Here is a 16977-nt window from a genome sequence, read left to right on the forward strand (position 1 = left end):
TCGCTCCGAGACAGCGGCAGCGTTGCCCTCCGGTTCCTGTGGGAGGCGCGCCCTCGCGGCGATGCAGGCCGCAGGCCTGCCCAACGCCTGGCCGCGGGTCAAAACTTTCCAGCCTTCCAGCCTTCCAGCCTTCCAGCCTTCCAGCCTTCCTAGCCCGCCTTCAAGCTTTGACCCGCGTGATCCGCTCCACCCCGGCGAGGGTGCGCAGCTTGCGGATGACCCGCGCCAGGTGCACACGGTCGTGCACGCTGACCACCAGTTGGACGACGCTGATGCGCCCGTCGCGCTCGTCCATGCTGATCTTCTCGATGTTGCCGTCGGCGGCGTTGACGCTGCTGGCCAGCAGAGCGATGAGACCGCGCTGGTGCTCCAGCTCCACGCGCAGCTCGACGTTGAACTCGCCGGTGACGTCCTTCGACCAGGACAGCGAGATGCACTTGTCCGGGTTGTGGCGGATCTCGGCGATGTTTCGGCAGGTCTCCAGGTGCACCACCATGCCCTTGCCGGCCGACAGATGGCCGACGATCGGGTCTCCGGGGATCGGCGTGCAGCACTTGGCGTAGTTCAGCACCAGGCCCTCGGTGCCGCGGATCGCCAGCGGGCCCTCGACGTTCGGCGCCTGCTCGCCGTCGCTGGCCAGCAGCCGGCGGGCGATGACGTAGGCCATGCGGTTGCCCAGGCCGATGTCCTCGAGCAGGTCCTCGAGCACGTCCATGTTGTACTCGGCCAGGACCTGGGCGATGCGCTCGGCGGAAATCTTGTCGAGGCCGCTCTCGAAGCCTTGCAGGGCCTTGTTCAGCAGGCGCTCGCCGAGGCTGATGGACTCCGAGCGGCGCTGCAGCTTGAGCGCATGGCGGATGTGCGTGCGCGCCTTGCCGGTGACCACGAAGTTGAGCCAGGCCGGGTTCGGGCGGGCGCCCGGGGCGGTGACGATTTCCACCGTCGAGCCGCTTTCCAGCGCCTGCGACAGTGGCGCCAGGCGGCGGTTGATACGGCAGGCGATGCAGCTGTTGCCGACGTCGGTGTGTACGGCATAGGCGAAGTCCACCGCGGTCGAGCCCTTGGGCAGCTCCATGATGCTGCCCTTGGGCGTGAAGACGTAGACCTCGTCGGGGAACAGGTCGATCTTCACGCTCTCGATGAATTCCAGCGAGTTGCCGGCGCGCTGCTGCAGCTCGAGCACGCCCTTGACCCACTGGCGCGCGCGGGCGTGGGTGCCCTTGGGCGCTTCCTCGCCGTTGGACTTGTACAGCCAGTGCGCGGCGATGCCGTTGTTGGCCATCTCCTCCATCTCGCGGGTGCGGATCTGGATCTCGATGGGCACGCCGTGCATGCCGAACAGGGTGGTGTGCAGCGACTGGTAGCCGTTGGCCTTGGGAATCGCGATGTAGTCCTTGAAGCGCCCCGGCAGCGGCTTGTAGAGGCTGTGCACGGCGCCGAGCACGCGGTAGCAGGTGTCCACCTTGTCGACCACGATGCGGAAGGCGTAGACGTCCATGATCTCGTTGAACGCCTTATGCTTGCCGCGCATCTTCTGGTAGATGCTGTACAGGTGCTTCTCGCGGCCGATCACTTCGCCGTCGAGGCCCTCGCGCTCCAGGCAGTGGACCAGCGATTCCTCGATCTTGTTGACGATTTCCTTGCGGTTGCCGCGGGCGCGGCGCACGGCGGCACGGATGCGCTCGGAGCGCATCGGGTGCATGGCCTTGAAACCGAGGTCCTCGAACTCCACACGCATGCTGTGCATGCCCAGGCGGTTGGCGATGGGCGCGTAGATTTCCAGGGTTTCCTTGGCGATGCGCCGGCGTTTCTCGCCGGACAGCACCTCGAGCGTGCGCATGTTGTGCAGGCGGTCGGCGAGCTTGACCAGAATCACGCGGATGTCGCGCGCCATGGCCATGGCCATCTTCTGGAAGTTCTCGGCCTGCGCCTCGGCCTTGGTCTCGAAGTTCATCTGGGTCAGCTTGCTGACCCCGTCCACCAGTTCGGCGACCGTCTCGCCGAACTGGGCGATCAGCGCTTCCTTGGCGATCCCGGTGTCTTCGATCACATCGTGCAGCATGGCCGCCATCAGGCTCTGATGGTCCATGTGCATGTCGGCGAGGATGCCGGCCACGGCCAGCGGGTGGGTCACGTAGGCTTCGCCGCTGCGGCGGCGCTGCCCGTCGTGCGCCTGTTCGGCGTAGAAATAGGCGCGGCGGACCAGGTCGACCTGGTCCTGGCCCAGATAGGTCGAAAGCCGTTCGGCGAGCGAATCGATGCCGGCCAAGGTCAGACTCCTTGCCGGTGCGGGCTGTTTGAGCGGCGACTTCGTCCTGGCATGTAGGTCAGAGGGCCTCGTTCGGCTCTTCCTCGTACTGGATGAACAGCGGCTCTTCCTCGACGATCTCGTCTTGGGCGATGACGTCGTAGTCGACCAGGCCGGAGGCGATTTCGCGCAGGGCGACTACGGTCGGCTTGTCGTTCTCCCAGGCGACCTTCGGCTCCTTGCCGCCGGTGGCCAGCTGGCGCGAACGCTTGGTGGCCAGCATTACCAGCTCGAAACGGTTATCGACGTTGTCCAGGCAGTCTTCAACGGTGACGCGGGCCATGGTGTTCCTCGTGATTCGATACGGAGCCCACGCTACGGGCGGGCGGACTGAGTAGTCTAGAAAATCGCCGATGCGAAGGGAAGGGCCGCCGAGCGCGGCGCTCGCCTGTAGGTCGGGTCGAGCGCAGCGAAGCCCAACATGCCGAACCCCAGGCGGCGCCGTCAGCCGTGTTCCGTTGGGCTTCGTCGCCTCGCTCCTCGACCCAGCCTACACCAGCAACTGCTGCAGCAGGGCGGCGTAGCGCCGCTGCTGGGCTTCCTGGCGCAGCTGGTTGGCGCGGAAGATGGCCGCCAGGTCGGCGAGGGCGTGGGCGAACTCGTCGTTGATCACCAGGTAGTCGTATTCGGCGTAGTGGCTCATCTCGCTGACCGCCTCGCGCATGCGCCGCTCGATGATCTCATCGCTGTCCTGGCCGCGGCTGGTCAGGCGCTGGCGCAGGGCCTCCTGGGTCGGCGGCAGGATGAAGATCGAGCGCGCCTGCGGCATCAGCCGGCGCACCTGCTGGGCGCCCTGCCAGTCGATCTCGAGGATCAGGTCGTAGCCTTCGGCGAGAGTCTCCTCCAGCCAGCGCTGCGAGGTGCCGTAGAGGTTGCCGAATACCTCGGCGTGCTCGAGGAACTCGTTGCGCGACAGGCGCTCGAGGAACTCCTCGCGGCTGACGAAGTGGTAGTTGACTCCGTCCACCTCGCCCGGGCGCATGGCGCGGGTGGTGTGCGAAACCGACACGCGGATCTGGGGCTGCGACTCGATCAGCGCCTTGACCAGGCTGGTCTTGCCGGCGCCCGACGGCGCGGAAACGATGTAGAGGGTGCCGGATGTGGCAGTCATGGCAGGTTCCTGAGTGGGGCCGCAATGCGGGCGGCCTGGCGCGGATCAGGCCGAGAGTCTAGCGCGCTCATTCGATGTTCTGGACCTGCTCGCGCATCTGCTCGATCAGCACCTTGAGATTCACCGCCGCCGCCGTGCTGCGCGGGTCGAAGGCCTTGGAGCCGAGCGTGTTGGCCTCGCGGTTGAGTTCCTGCATGAGGAAGTCCAGCCGCCGCCCGGCCGCGCCGCCGGCGGCGAGCACCCGGCGCACCTCGGCGACGTGGGTGCCGAGGCGGTCCAATTCTTCGGCGACGTCGCTCTTCTGCGCCAGCAGCACCATCTCCTGTTCGACGCGTTGGGCATCGAGTTCGATTGCCAGCTCGGCGAAGCGATCGAGAATCTTCTGCCGCTGGGCGGCAAGCATGTGCGGCACCTGCTCGCGCAGCCGGTCGATATCATCCAGGATGCCGTCCAACCGCTCGCCCAGCAGCCGTGCCAGTTCCTCGCCCTCGCGCCGGCGACCTTCGCGCAGTTCGTCGAGCGCGCTCTGGAACAGGCCGAGGGCGGCCTTGTTCAGTGCCTGCGGATCGGCCGCGTCGCCCACCAGCACACCGGGCCAGGCGAGTACCTCCAGCGGGTTGAGCGCGGCGGGGGCGGCGATCAGCCCGGCGACTTCCTCGGCTGCGGCGATCAGCTGCGCGGCGCGCTCGCGGTCGACCTGCAGCGGCTTGCCGGCGCTGTCCTCGGTGAAGCGCAGGGTGCACTCCACCTTGCCGCGCGACAGCCCCTGGCGCAGGCGTTCGCGCACCGGGCCCTCGAGGTCGCGGAAGGCTTCCGGCAGGCGCAGGTGCGGCTCCAGGTAGCGGTGGTTGACCGAGCGGATTTCCCAGCTCAGGGTGCCGCGCGCCGTGGCCTGTTCGGCACGGGCGAAGGCCGTCATGCTGTGGATCATCGTCACCTCTCGGTCGTGCGTCGAAAGGGCGTGGATTGTAAAGGAATTCGGCGAAGGGTGTGGCGCCGGGCGCGGCGAGCGGTGCCGGCTTTTTTCGCCGCAGGGCGGACGGTCCACCCAGAAGCTCGTCGGCTCCCTCTATAATGGCCGCCACTCTCGCCTGACCTAAGGGTTCCACCATGAAGCGTCCCAGTGGCCGCGCAGCCGATCAGCTGCGTCCGATCCGCATCACCCGCAACTACACCAAGCACGCCGAAGGTTCGGTGCTGGTTGAGTTCGGCGACACCCGGGTGATATGCACCGCGAGCATCGAGACCGGGGTGCCGCGCTTCCTCAAGGGGCAGGGCCAGGGCTGGCTGACCGCCGAGTACGGCATGCTGCCGCGGGCCACCGGCGAGCGTAACCAGCGCGAGGCCAGTCGCGGCAAGCAAGGCGGGCGCACGCTGGAGATCCAGCGCCTGATCGGCCGCTCGCTGCGCGCCGCGCTGGACATGACCAAGCTGGGCGAGAACACCCTGTACATCGACTGCGACGTGATCCAGGCCGACGGCGGCACCCGTACCGCCTCGATCACCGGGGCGATGGTCGCCGTGGTCGACGCGCTGAAAGTGCTGAAGAAACGCGGCGGGCTGAAGGCTGGCGACCCGTTGAAGCAGATGGTCGCGGCGGTGTCGGTCGGCATCTACCAGGGCGAACCGGTGCTGGACCTGGACTACCTGGAGGATTCGGCCGCCGAGACCGACCTGAACGTGGTGATGACCAGCACCGGCGGCTTCATCGAGGTGCAGGGCACCGCCGAGGGTGCGCCCTTCCAGCCGGACGAGCTCAACGCCATGCTGGCGCTGGCGCAGGCGGGCGTGCGCCAGCTGTTCGAGCTGCAGCGCGCGGCGCTGGCCGACTGAGGAGGGCGCCATGCGCGACGAGCAGGCCCTGGTCCCGATGCCCTCGCCGGAGGCCCGGCGCTGGGCGATGCTCTGCCACTATTCGGCGTTCTGCTGGTTCATCGTGCCGATGATCGGCAACGTGCTCGGCCCGCTGATCCTCTGGCAGCTGAAGAAGGACGCCGATCCCTTCATCGATCAACAGGGCAGGGAGGCGCTGAACTTCCAGATCACCTTCAGCCTCTGGCTGATGATCTGCGGCGTGCTGGCCTGGGTGCTGATCGGCTTCCCGCTGATGGTGCTGGTCAGCCTGGTCGCGCTGGTGCTGGTGGTCATCGCCGGCATCCGCGCGAACGAAGGCAAGCCCTATCGCTATCCGTTCTGCTGGCGGCTGGTGAAATAGAAAAGCTGGCTGCAGGCGGCAGGCGGCAGGCTACAAGCGGCAAGCAGAAGCTGCGATCGCCACGCTGAGGGCCTGTAGCCTGTAGCCTGTAGCCTGTAGCCTGTTTTAGATACTGAGCGTCCAGTCGTAGTCGACGATCAGCGGCGCATGCTGTGAGAAGCGTGGCTGGCGCGGCAGGCGAGCGTTGCGCACGAAGCGCCGCAGGCCCGGGGTGAGCACGTGGTAGTCGAAGCGCCAGCCGAGGTTCAGCATCTCGGCCTGCTCGGTGTCCGGCCACCAGCTGTAGAGGTCGCCTTCGCGGGTGACTTCGCGCAGCGCATCGACGTAGCCCATGGTGCCGAACACCTCGTCCAGCCAGGCGCGCTCGGGCGCGAGGAAGCCGGGCGACTGCTGGCAGTCGCGCCAGTTCTTCACGTCGAGTTTCTGGTGGGCGACGTACAGCGACCCGCAGTACAGGTACTCGCGGCGCTTGCGGCGCTGCTTGTCCAGGTAGAGGGTGAAGTCGTCCATGAACTTGAACTTCTGGTTCAGGCTGCCATCGCCGTCCTGGCCCGAAGGCAGCAGCAGCGTGGCGATGCTGACCTTGTCGAAGTCGGCCTGCAGGTAGCGCCCGTAGCGGTCGGCTGTTTCGAAACCCAGGCCCATGATGATCGCCTTCGGTTGCAGGCGCGAATAGAGGGCGACTCCACCTTGCTCGGGAATTTCGGCATCTACCGAATAGAGGAAATACCCGTCCAGTTGATAGGCCGGATCGTCGAGTTCCACTACAGAGGCGCGGGTATCCTGCAGGCAAATGACATCGGCATTCTGCGCTTGAAGCCAGCTGAGCAAACCCCGCTGTGCCGCCGCTTGAATGCCATTCACGTTGACGCTGATGATCCGCATAAATGGCCCCTGAAAACACGTGCGTGTATGATAACCGAGCTCTTTGCAATTAGCTAAATTCGTGGTTTACGGGGTCTTTCGTTCATGCAGGCGTACCAGCGCGAGTTCATCCGCTTTGCCATCGAACGCGGTGTTCTGCGCTTCGGTCAGTTCACTCTCAAGTCGGGTCGCACCAGTCCCTACTTCTTCAATGCCGGGCTGTTCGACAGCGGCGCTGCCCTCTCGCAGCTCGGGCGTTTCTATGCCGCCGCCCTGGTCGACAGCGGCGTACCCTTCGACATGCTGTTCGGCCCCGCCTACAAGGGCATCCCGCTGGCCGCGGCGACCGCCATCGCGCTGGCCGAGCATCACGGCCGCGACCTGCCCTGGTGCTTCAACCGCAAGGAGGCCAAGGACCACGGCGAGGGCGGCACCCTGGTCGGTGCGCCGCTGACCGGCCGGGTGTTGATCGTCGACGACGTGATCACCGCGGGCACCGCTATCCGCGAGGTCATGCAGATCGTCCAGGCGCAGGGCGCGCAGGCCGCCGGCGTGCTGATCGCGCTGAACCGCGAGGAGCGCGGGCGTGGCGAGCTGTCGGCGATCCAGGAAGTCGAGCGGGACTACGCCATGCCCGTGGTAAGTATTGTGTCCTTGTCCCAGGTGCTGGAATATCTGGCCTCGGACGACGCGCTCAAGGCCCACCTTCCGGCGGTGGAGGCCTATCGAGCCGAATACGGAATCTGATCGAGGGAGAGATCATGATCAAGCCGCTCGCCTGTGTGTTGCTGATACTCGCCGCTCCGGCCTGGGCGGCCGACGGCGCCGAGCTGTATCGTTACACCAACGACAAGGGAGTGGTGGTGCTCGACCGGCAGGGCGTACCGCCGCAGTACATTGGCAACGGCTACGAGGTGCTGAACCCGCAGGGGCGGGTGGTGCGCGTGGTGCCGCCATCCAGCCGCGAGGCGCTGCAACAGCGGCTGGAGGAGCAGGCCCGGGCCAGTTCGGATACCCGTCTGCTGCGCCTGTACGCCAGTACGGGCGACGTCGACCGGGCCAAGGCGCGCAAGCTCGCCGAGCTGGACAGCGTCATGGGCATCGCCAGCGGCAACCTTCAGTCCCTGCGGACGCAGCAGGCCAACCTGCAGAGCCAGGCGGCCGACCACGAGCGGGCCGGGCGCAAGGTGCCGGACGCGCTGCTGACTCAACTGGAAGGCCTGAAGAAGGACCAGGCGCGGGTCGAGCGCGACATCGAGCGCTATCGTACGGCGCGGCAGCAGGCGGAACAGAGCTTCGATGCCGACCGCGCGCGCATCGGCGAGCTGCTCGGCCTGAAGTAGGCACGGTGGGATGAAACGACGAGGGCGCCGCAAGGCGCCCTCGTCGTATTGGTGCGTGTCTCAGTGGAACTTGCGGTTGGTGATCAGGGTGCCGACGCCGATGTCGGTGAAGATCTCCAGCAGCACTGCGTTGGGTACCCGCCCGTCGATGATGTGCGCGCTGGTGACGCCGCCCTGGACCGCCTCGAGGGCGCAGCGGATCTTCGGCAGCATGCCGCCGTAGATGGTGCCGTCTGCGATCAGCGCATCGACCTGCGTGGTGGTCAGCCCGGTCAGCACCTGGCCCTGCTTGTCCATCAGGCCGGCGATGTTGGTTAGCAGCATGAGCTTCTCGGCCTTCAAGGCTTCGGCCACCTTGCCCGCCACCAGGTCGGCGTTGATGTTGTAGGACTCACCGTCCGGGCCGACGCCGATCGGCGCGATCACCGGGATGAAGTTGCCGCGCACCAGCATGTCCAGCAGCTCGACGTTGACCCCGGTGACTTCGCCGACCTGGCCGATGTCGATGATCTCCGGCTGCGTCATGCCGGGCGTCTGCCGTGTCGCCATGAGCTTTTTGGCGCGGATCAGGCGGGCGTCCTTGCCGGTCATGCCGATGGCGCTGCCGCCGTGCTGGTTGATCAGGGTGACGATGCTCTTGTTAACCTGGCCGCCGAGCACCATCTCGACGACGTCCATGGTGGCGCGGTCGGTCACGCGCATGCCGTCGATGAAATGGCTCTCGATGTTCAGGCGCTTGAGCAGGTCGCCGATCTGCGGGCCGCCACCGTGAACCACCACCGGATTGATGCCCACCGCCTTCATCAGCACCATGTCCCGGGCGAAGCCGGTCTTCAGCTCCTCGCTCTCCATGGCATTGCCGCCGTACTTGACGACCAGCGTCTTGCCGACGAAGCGGCGGATGTAGGGCAGCGCCTCGGACAGTACCTGGGCGAATTGGGTGGCGGCTTCACGGCTGAGGGTCATGCAGGGCTCCGCGGTCAGAACGGCAGGGTCAGGTCAGGCGCGACAGTATAAAGCTGCGCGCGGAAGACTTCCTGTATGCGCTTGAGCTCCTGCTCGCTTTCCGCCTCGAAGCGCAGCACCAGCACCGGCGTGGTGTTGGAGGCGCGCACCAGGCCCCAGCCCTTCGGGTAGTCGACGCGGACGCCGTCGAGGGTGGTCAGGTTCGCCTCGCCCCACTGGGCGTCGCGCTGCAGGGCGTCGATCAGGGCGAACTTGCTTTCCTCGGTGACGGTGATGTTGATCTCGGGGGTGGAGATGTCGTTCGGGAAGGCGGCGAACACCTGCTCGCTGGTGCGCTTGTCCTGGCTGAGGATCTCCAGCAGACGGGCAGCGCTGTAGATGCCGTCGTCGAAGCCGAACCAGCGTTCCTTGAAGAAGATGTGGCCGCTCATCTCGCCGGCGAGCAGGGCGCCGGATTCCTTCATCTTCTTCTTGATCAGCGAGTGTCCGGTCTTCCACATCACCGGGCGACCGCCGTAGCCGCTGATCAGCGGGGTCAGGCGGCGCGTGCACTTGACGTCGAAGATGATGTCCGCGCCGGGGTTGCGCGACACCACGTCCTTGGCGAACAGCATCAGCAGGCGGTCGGGATAGACGATGCTGCCTTCGTTGGTCACCACGCCGACGCGGTCGCCGTCGCCGTCGAAGGCCAGGCCTAGGTCGGCCTTCTCGCTGCGCACGCGGGCGATCAGGTCCTCGAGGTTCTCCGGCTTGCCCGGGTCCGGGTGATGGTTCGGGAAGTGGCCGTCGACGTCGCAGTACAACGGGATCACCTCGCAGCCCATGGCCTCGATCAGGCGCGGGGCGATCACCCCGGCCACGCCGTTGCCGCAGTCCACCACCACCTTCAGGCGGCGGGCGATGGCCATGTCGTCGCGGATGCGCTGGAAATAGCTGTCGAGCACGTCGACCTGCTCGATGCGGCCGACGCCTTCGGCCAGGTTGCCGGTCTCGATGCGCTGGCGCAGCGCCTGAATCTGCTCGTTGGCCAGGGTGTCGCCGGCGATCACGATCTTGAAGCCGTTGTAGTCCGGTGGGTTGTGGCTGCCGGTGAGCATCACGCCGGATTTGCCGGCCAGGGTGTTGGCGGCGTAATAGAGGACGGGGGTCGGCACCATGCCGATGTCGCTGACCGTGCAGCCGCAGTCGGCCAGGCCCTGGATCAGTTGCTGGACCAGCTCGGGCCCCGAAAGGCGGCCGTCCCGGCCGACCGAAACGTTCGGCTCGCCGCGTGCCAGGCTCTCGGAGCCGACGGCGCGACCGATCCAGTAGGCGATTTCCGGCGTGAGGGTGTCGCCGACCACGCCGCGGATGTCGTACGCGCGGAAGATGCTGGCGGGCAAGCGGGGGGCTGTGACGCTGCTCATTGCGGTTTCTCGCTCCATGCTATCGAGGCCAAGCAGGTCTTGGTCCTCGTCGAGAATGTCGATGTCGAGGATATCGGTGTCCGGAAGCTGCGGGTCGATGTACTCGGTGGCTTTGGCGGACCCGGGGCGGGGCGCCGCCTCGGCAGCGACGCTGACCGGAGCGGGGCCCGGGGGCGATCCGGGTGCGCGTCGTGGCAGACGAGCCAGGCTCCTGGCCAGTGCGTCGAGCGCGGCCAGGCTCAAGCTCGGTGTTTGGATGGGTTTGCCCTGCGAGAGTTCCTGCACCAGCTGCGCCAGTTGGCGGACGTCCTCGCGCAGCCGCCGCTGCTGGCCGCCAAGCACCAGTTGCAGGCCGAACCAGGCGCCGCCGAGTGCCAGCAGCGCGGCGAGCAGCAGCGGCCAGGCGGCGGCCGGCGCCGACGGGGCGGCGCCAGGCAGGTAGCTCAGCGTCCAGTGCGGATTGCCGCTGGGCAGGCTGAGCGCGTGCGACGACCGGCCGGCGCTGCCGCGCTCGGCGAGCACCTGGGCCGGCCCCTTGGGGAACTGCTGCACCAGGCGCAGCTGGCCGGCGCCGGAGGGCAGTGGCGGCAGCGGCTCGAGCAGCCGATCCAGCGTGACGACCCGCACCAGCGTGCCGAGAATCGGCTGTTGCGGCGTTTCGCGGACCGCCGCGACGCTGTAGACCAGCCAGCGCCCCTCCACCTGGTAGGCTTCCGGCGACGGGCGCTGGCCCTGCTCGGCGCGCTGCAACAGGTCGAGGATGGCGAAGCCGACCGGGCCGGGGGCTTCGGTCTCCAGGGTCGCCCGACCGCGCAGGCTGAGGTGGGCATCGAGCGTGCCGCTGGTCTCGACCAGGCGCCGCTCCGCCGCGGCGATGCGGCTCGGGTCACCGCTGTCGAGCGCCTCGGCTACCTGCGGCGAGACGGCCGCGGCCTGGGTGTCGCCATCGAGCCGCTGCAGCACGCCCTGCAGCGCGCCGGCCTGTCCCTGGCCCCAGGCCTGGGCGACCGCGCGGGTCTGCTGTTCGCGCAGGGTATCGAAGGCGAAGAACGTCAGGGCGGCGGCGGCCAGCACGCCGGCGAGGCTGGCGACCAGGCCGGGAAGCAGGGGCTTGAGTGGGGAGCCGGTACGCCGCGGGGTGGCGGGCAGCGCATTGGCGACGGTCAGGGTCTGGGCGGGCTGTTTACTGCGCTTGAGTCCTTTCATGGCGGCTTGCGAGCGTTCCTGCTGGTAGGCGTCTGTCAGTGGCTGCCGGAGTGGCCGAAGCCCCCCGCGCCGCGCTGGCTGTCGTCGAACTGGTCGACCAGCTCGAAGGCCGCCTGGATCACCGGTACCAGCACGAGCTGGGCGATGCGCTCGCCGACGGCGATGTCGAACGCCTGTTGCCCGCGGTTCCAGCAGGACACCATCAACTGCCCCTGGTAGTCCGAATCGATCAGGCCGACCAGGTTGCCCAGCACGATGCCGTGCTTGTGGCCGAGGCCGGAGCGCGGCAGGACCAGCGCGGCCAGGGTCGGGTCGGCGATGTGGATCGCCAGGCCGGTGGGAATCAGGAGGGTCTCGCCGGGCATCAGCCGGGTGTCGGCCTCGAGCATGGCGCGCAGGTCGAGGCCGGCGGAGCCGGGTGTCGCATAGGCGGGCAGGGGGAAGTCGCGCCCGAGGCGCGGGTCGAGGATCTTCGCTTGAAGCTTGTGCATGTCAGCTCTGGTCGAGGCGGTCGGCGATGAAGGTGACCAGCTGGCGGGCGATGCGCCCCTTGCTGGCCTGGGAGAAGCGAGTCTGATGCTGCTGGCGATCGATGACCGTGACCGCGTTCTCTTCGCTGTTGAAACCGATGCTGGGATTGGCCACGTCGTTGGCGACGATGAGGTCGAGGTTCTTGTCGCGCAGCTTGCGGGTGGCGTAGTCGAGCAGGTTCTCGGTCTCGGCCGCGAAGCCGACGCTGAACGGCCGGTCGGGGCGGCCGGCGAGGGTGGCGAGGATGTCCGGGTTGCGCACCAGCTCGAGCAGCAGGCCGTCGCCGCGGGTCGGGTCCTTCTTGAGTTTCTGCGGGGCGATCACTTCCGGACGGTAGTCGGCCACTGCCGCGGCGGCGATCAGCAGGTCGCAGGGCATCGCGGCCTCGCAGGCGGCCAGCATGTCGCGGGCGCTGACCACGTCGATGCGCTGCACGCGGTCGGGCGTCGGCAGGTGCACCGGGCCGGCCACCAGGGTCACCCGGGCACCCGCCTCGGCGGCGGCCTCGGCGAGGGCGAAGCCCATCTTTCCCGAGCTGTGGTTGGTGATGTAGCGCACCGGGTCGATGTTCTCCTGGGTCGGTCCGGCGGTGATCAGCACGTGGCGGCCGGTCAGCAGCGCGCGCTCGAAGCAGTCGGCGGCGGCATGGGCCAGTTCCTCGGCCTCGAGCATGCGGCCGGGGCCGACGTCGCCGCAGGCCTGGCTGCCGGCCGCCGGGCCGAACAGGCGAAAGCCGCGCTCGAGCAGGCGCTGGGCGTTCCCCTGGGTCGCCGGGTCGCGCCACATCGCCTGGTTCATCGCCGGGGCCAGCGCCACGGGGGCGTCGGTGGCCAGCACCAGGGTGGTCAGCAGGTCGTTGGCCACGCCCTGGGCCAGGCGTGCCATGAGGTCGGCGGTGGCCGGCGCGACCAGGATGAGGTCGGCCCAGCGCGCCAGTTCGATGTGGCCCATGGCGGCTTCGGCGGCGGGATCGAGCAGATCCAGGTGCACCGGATGGCCCGACAGCGCCTGCAAGGTCAGCGGGGTGATGAACTCGCGGCCGCCCTGGGTCATCACCACCCGCACCTCGGCGCCGTGGTCGCGCAGTCGGCGAACCAGCTCGGCACTTTTATAGGCGGCGATCCCTCCACCGACGCCCAGCACGATGCGTTTACGATACAGCCGCTGCATAGGCCTGCCTTGTTGCAATCTGTGAACTGTGCATCCCGACCGGGCCCGGCACGAGCGGTCGCCGAATGAAAAGGACGGCTAAGATAGCACAGCGCCGACAGGGACAAGCGGCGGGCTCGACAGGGAGAAGGCATGAGCATTCGCGATTGGCCGGCGGCCGAACGACCGCGGGAAAAGCTGCTGGAGCAAGGCGCTGCGGCGTTGTCGGACGCCGAGCTGCTGGCCATCTTCCTGCGCACCGGCGTGGCCGGCTGCAGCGCGGTCGACCTGGCCCGCCAGCTGCTGTCGGAGTTCGGCAGCCTGCGCGCCCTGCTCGAGGCCGACCTGCCGCGCTTCAGCGCCCATCTGGGGCTCGGGCCGGCGAAGTTCGCCCAGCTGCAGGCGGTGCTGGAGATGGGCCGGCGGCACCTAGCCGAACGGATGCGCCGCGACTCGGCGCTGGAAAGCCCGCAGGCGGTGCGCGACTACCTCAAGGCGCGGCTGCGTCACGAACCGCACGAACTGTTCGCCTGCCTGTTCCTCGACGCGAAGCACCGCGTGCTGGCGTTCGAGGTGCTCTTCCACGGCACCATCGACGGCGCCAGCGTGTACCCGCGCCAGGTGGTCAAGCGCGCCCTGGCGCACAACGCGGCGGCGCTGATCCTCGCCCACAACCACCCCTCCGGCGTCGCCGAACCGAGCCAGGCCGACCGCTCGCTCACGCAGCGCCTGAAGGACGCGCTGGCCCTGGTGGACGTGCGCGTGCTCGATCACTTCATCATCGGCGACGGCGAGCCGCTGTCGATGGCGGAGTGGGGGTGGATCTGAAAAGCGGTTGGGAGGTGGGGAGGCTGGAAGGCTGGACGAGGGTAGGTGCGCGGTTCGATACTCGGCCTCAAGCCTCAAGCCTCAAGCCTCAAGCCTCAAGCCTCCTGATGCCCTGTTCCACCCGTCCCCCTCAGCCATCGCGCGCTTGTTGCCCATCCCCCTTTCTGATATAAAGCAGCGCTCTTTTCTAGGGGCCCGGTTTCTTCGCTTGAATGTGTAGCCGGCATTACCCTGATGAAACGCGGCGCGCGGCGCCATCAATCAAGAGTTCAAGCGGCCAACCCATGCCGGGTTGGGCATGTGGTTTAGAGGGCTGAGGCATGTCGAGAGTCTGTCAAGTTACCGGTAAGGGTCCGGTAACCGGGAACAACATTTCCCACGCACACAACAAAACCCGCCGTCGTTTCCTGCCGAACCTGCAGCAGCACCGTTTCTGGGTCGAGTCCGAGAAGCGTTTCGTGCGTCTGCGCGTTTCCGCCAAGGGCATGCGTGTCATCGACAAGCGTGGCATCGACGTCGTCCTGGCCGAGCTGCGCGCTCGTGGCGAGAAGGTTTAAGGAGAGCAATCATGCGTGACCTGATCCGTTTGGTGTCCAGCGCCGGTACCGGCCACTTCTACACCACCGACAAGAACAAGCGTACGACCCCCGACAAGATCGAGATCAAGAAGTACGATCCGGTGGTTCGCAAGCACGTGATCTACAAGGAAGCCAAGATCAAGTAATTGATCGGCCCTTGACGAAAAGCCCGCCGTTCGGCGGGCTTTTTCTTTTGCGTTGAGCGGCGACGTCACCGTGCGTAGGAGCGAGCCTGCTCGCGAACCGCCATGGCAGCGCCCTCCGCGCGCCTCAAGAATCCGCAGTCGCGGCTCAGCGCTTGAGCATGGCCCGCATCGCCGCCAGCGCATCGTTGCCGCGTGCGGCCTTCGCTTCCACCGGCGCGTCTTCCTGGCCTTCCCACTCCAGGTCCTCGGGCGGCAGTTCGTCCAGGAAGCGGCTCGGCATGCACTCGATCACCTCGCCGTACTGCCGGCGCTTGGCGGCGTAGGTGAAGGCCAGCGTCTGGCGGGCGCGGGTGATGCCGACGTAGGCCAGGCGGCGCTCTTCTTCGATGGTGTCGGCCTCGATGCTGGAACGGTGCGGCAGCAGCTCCTCCTCCATGCCCATGATGAACACGTAGGGAAACTCCAGGCCCTTGGACGCGTGCAGGGTCATCATCTGCACCCCTTCGGCGCCTTCCTCTTCCTCCTGCTGGCGCTCGAGCATGTCGCGCAGGACCAGCTTGGCGATCGCCTGCTCGATGGTCATGTCGCCCTCCTCGTCGCGCTCGAGGGTGTTCTTCAGCGCGTCGATGAGGAACCAGACGTTGCTCATGCGGAAGTCCGCAGCCTTGTCGCTGGAGGTCTGCGAGCGCACCCAGGTCTCGTAGTCGATGTCCATCACCATGCTGCGCAGCGCGGCGATCGGGTCGTTCTGCGCGCACTGCCGGCGCAGCTCGTCCATGTAGCGCTTGAAGCGCGACAGCCGCTCGGTGAAGCGCGCGTCGAGATGCTCGGACAGCCCCATTTCCTCGCAGGCCGCGTACATCGAGATCTTGCGCTCGGTGGCGTAGTTGCCGAGCTTTTCCAGCGTGGTCGAGCCGATCTCGCGGCGCGGCACGTTGATCACCCGCAGGAAGGCGTTGTCGTCGTCCGGATTGACCAGCAGGCGGAAGTAGGACATCAGGTCCTTGACCTCCTGGCGGCCGAAGAAGCTGGTGCCGCCGGAAAGCCGGTAGGGGATCTGGTGGTGCTGCAGCTTGATCTCCATCAGCTTGGCCTGATGGTTGCCGCGGTAGAGGATGGCGAAGTCGCTGTAGGGCCGGTCGGTCTTCAGGTGCAGCGTGAGGATTTCCATGGCGATGCGCTCGCATTCGGCCTCCTCGTTGCGGCAGCGGATCACCCGGATCGGGTCGCCGTGGCCCATCTCGCTCCACAGCTGCTTCTCGAACACGTGCGGGTTGTTGGCGATCAGCACGTTGGCGCACTTGAGGATGCGGCTGGTGGAGCGGTAGTTCTGCTCGAGCATCACCACCTTCAGCGAGGGGAAATCCTCCTTGAGCTGCATCAGGTTCTCCGGCCGCGCGCCGCGCCAGGCGTAGATCGACTGGTCGTCGTCGCCGACCACGGTGAACTGGGCACGGTCCTTGACCAGCAGCTTCACCAGCAGGTACTGGCTGGTGTTGGTGTCCTGGTATTCGTCGACGAGCATGTAGCGCACGCGGTTCTGCCACTTCTCGAGGATGTCGGGGTGGTCCTGGAACAGCTTCACCGGCATCAGGATGAGGTCGTCGAAGTCCACCGCGTTGTAGGCCTTGAGCGTGCGCTGGTAGTGCAGGTAGACGATCGCGGCGGTCTGCTCCTTCGGCCCGCGGGCGCTGGCCAGCGCCTCCTCGGGTAGCACCAGGTCGTTCTTCCAGGTGCCGATGAGGTTCTTGATCTCGTCGACGCCGTCGTCGCCGGCGTACTCCTTCTGCATGATGTCGGACAGCAGCGCCTTGATGTCGCCTTCATCGAAGATCGAAAAGCCTGGCTTGTAGCCCAGCCGCGCGTGCTCCTTGCGGATGATGTTCAGGCCCAGGTTGTGGAAGGTCGACACCGTCAGGCCCTTGCCCTCGCCGGCGCGCAGCAGGCTGCCGACCCGCTCCTTCATCTCGCGCGCGGCCTTGTTGGTGAAGGTCACCGCGACGATGTACTGCGCGCGGATGCCGCACTGCTGGATGAGGTAGGCGATCTTGCGGGTGATCACGCTGGTCTTGCCGGAACCGGCACCGGCGAGCACCAGCAGTGGGCCGCCGACGTAGTTCACGGCTTCCTGCTGCCGGGGATTGAGTCGGGACATGGGCGAGGGACGGTATGCGATTGAAAGCTAGGCGCGAGTGTAGCAGGGAGACAAACACGACACCCGTCTCCATCGCTGCCAAGGGAACCGGTCGTCGCGTCACGGGCGAAGATGGCGCCGTATTCCTTTAGCATCTCGCGGCTCAGTTGCGGCGATCTCACGTAAAAAGTG

The 16977-nt window shown here is 67.0% G+C and carries 17 protein-coding genes; 7 read left to right on the top strand and 10 right to left on the bottom strand.

The window, feature by feature from the left end; translation table 11 throughout:
- Positions 1-160 precede the first annotated feature (160 nt).
- From spoT to H610_RS0120555, 4 genes are all read right to left on the bottom strand, one after another.
- The gene (gene spoT, locus H610_RS0120540) at positions 161-2269 is read right to left on the bottom strand and encodes a bifunctional GTP diphosphokinase/guanosine-3',5'-bis pyrophosphate 3'-pyrophosphohydrolase (RefSeq protein WP_028241411.1); all 2109 of its coding nucleotides are present in this window, start codon (positions 2267-2269) and stop codon (positions 161-163) included.
- Between the two features lie 58 nt (positions 2270-2327).
- Entirely contained in the window at positions 2328-2591 is a 264-nt protein-coding gene (gene rpoZ, locus H610_RS0120545; protein ID WP_028241412.1) for a DNA-directed RNA polymerase subunit omega, read from the bottom strand.
- A 207-nt stretch (positions 2592-2798) separates the two neighbouring features.
- Positions 2799-3419, bottom strand: coding sequence for a guanylate kinase (gene gmk / locus H610_RS0120550; protein WP_028241413.1), 621 nt, complete (start codon positions 3417-3419; stop codon positions 2799-2801).
- 67 nt (positions 3420-3486) lie between these two features.
- Positions 3487-4350, bottom strand: a complete 864-nt coding sequence (locus tag H610_RS0120555; RefSeq protein ID WP_028241414.1) for a YicC/YloC family endoribonuclease — start codon at positions 4348-4350, stop codon at positions 3487-3489.
- Positions 4351-4529: 179 nt separating this feature from the next.
- Between H610_RS0120555 and rph the strand changes: the two genes are divergently transcribed.
- Entirely contained in the window at positions 4530-5252 is a 723-nt protein-coding gene (rph, locus tag H610_RS0120560; RefSeq protein ID WP_028241415.1) for a ribonuclease PH, read from the top strand.
- Between the two features lie 10 nt (positions 5253-5262).
- Positions 5263-5634 (top strand): DUF4870 domain-containing protein, encoded by a 372-nt coding sequence (locus H610_RS0120565; RefSeq protein WP_028241416.1) that lies wholly within the window; start codon positions 5263-5265, stop codon positions 5632-5634.
- Between the two features lie 105 nt (positions 5635-5739).
- On the opposite strand, the gene H610_RS0120570 is transcribed toward H610_RS0120565, so the two are convergent.
- Positions 5740-6519, bottom strand: coding sequence for an exodeoxyribonuclease III (locus H610_RS0120570; protein WP_028241417.1), 780 nt, complete (start codon positions 6517-6519; stop codon positions 5740-5742).
- Between the two features lie 84 nt (positions 6520-6603).
- Here H610_RS0120570 and pyrE point away from each other — a divergent pair, with 84 nt between their 5' ends.
- A complete protein-coding gene (gene pyrE / locus H610_RS0120575) occupies positions 6604-7245 on the top strand; it encodes an orotate phosphoribosyltransferase (RefSeq protein WP_028241418.1) in 642 nt (213 codons plus the stop codon).
- Between the two features lie 14 nt (positions 7246-7259).
- On the top strand, positions 7260-7841 hold the full coding sequence (locus H610_RS0120580; protein ID WP_028241419.1) for a hypothetical protein: 582 nt from the start codon (positions 7260-7262) through the stop codon (positions 7839-7841).
- Positions 7842-7901: 60 nt separating this feature from the next.
- Here H610_RS0120580 and argB read toward each other — a convergent pair whose 3' ends face one another.
- The 4 genes from argB to coaBC form a co-directional block, all read right to left on the bottom strand.
- Positions 7902-8807 carry an acetylglutamate kinase gene (argB, locus tag H610_RS0120585; protein ID WP_028241420.1) on the bottom strand — a complete coding sequence of 302 codons (906 nt, stop codon included), beginning with the start codon at positions 8805-8807 and terminating at the stop codon, positions 7902-7904.
- Positions 8808-8821: 14 nt separating this feature from the next.
- Positions 8822-10213: a phosphomannomutase/phosphoglucomutase gene (gene algC, locus H610_RS25875; protein WP_201768387.1), complete on the bottom strand. Its 1392-nt coding sequence runs from the start codon at positions 10211-10213 to the stop codon at positions 8822-8824.
- Positions 10214-11454: 1241 nt separating this feature from the next.
- Positions 11455-11910 carry a dUTP diphosphatase gene (gene dut / locus H610_RS0120595; protein WP_028241422.1) on the bottom strand — a complete coding sequence of 152 codons (456 nt, stop codon included), beginning with the start codon at positions 11908-11910 and terminating at the stop codon, positions 11455-11457.
- Between the two features lies 1 nt (position 11911).
- The gene (gene coaBC / locus H610_RS0120600) at positions 11912-13120 is read right to left on the bottom strand and encodes a bifunctional phosphopantothenoylcysteine decarboxylase/phosphopantothenate--cysteine ligase CoaBC (RefSeq protein ID WP_028241423.1); all 1209 of its coding nucleotides are present in this window, start codon (positions 13118-13120) and stop codon (positions 11912-11914) included.
- A 132-nt stretch (positions 13121-13252) separates the two neighbouring features.
- Between coaBC and radC the strand changes: the two genes are divergently transcribed.
- The 3 genes from radC to rpmG all read left to right on the top strand — a co-directional run bounded on the left by radC (position 13253) and on the right by rpmG (position 14651).
- Entirely contained in the window at positions 13253-13927 is a 675-nt protein-coding gene (gene radC, locus H610_RS0120605) for a RadC family protein (protein ID WP_028241424.1), read from the top strand.
- A 320-nt stretch (positions 13928-14247) separates the two neighbouring features.
- The gene (gene rpmB, locus H610_RS0120610; RefSeq protein ID WP_028241425.1) at positions 14248-14484 is read left to right on the top strand and encodes a 50S ribosomal protein L28; all 237 of its coding nucleotides are present in this window, start codon (positions 14248-14250) and stop codon (positions 14482-14484) included.
- Between the two features lie 11 nt (positions 14485-14495).
- Positions 14496-14651: a 50S ribosomal protein L33 gene (rpmG, locus tag H610_RS0120615; RefSeq protein WP_014854577.1), complete on the top strand. Its 156-nt coding sequence runs from the start codon at positions 14496-14498 to the stop codon at positions 14649-14651.
- A 145-nt stretch (positions 14652-14796) separates the two neighbouring features.
- On the opposite strand, the gene rep is transcribed toward rpmG, so the two are convergent.
- Complete coding sequence (gene rep, locus H610_RS0120620; protein WP_028241426.1) at positions 14797-16806, bottom strand: DNA helicase Rep; 2010 nt, start codon at positions 16804-16806, stop codon at positions 14797-14799.
- Positions 16807-16977 lie beyond the last annotated feature (171 nt).

The organism is Stutzerimonas azotifigens DSM 17556 (assembly GCF_000425625.1).
In the GTDB taxonomy this organism is placed as follows: Bacteria; Pseudomonadota; Gammaproteobacteria; order Pseudomonadales; family Pseudomonadaceae; genus Stutzerimonas; species Stutzerimonas azotifigens.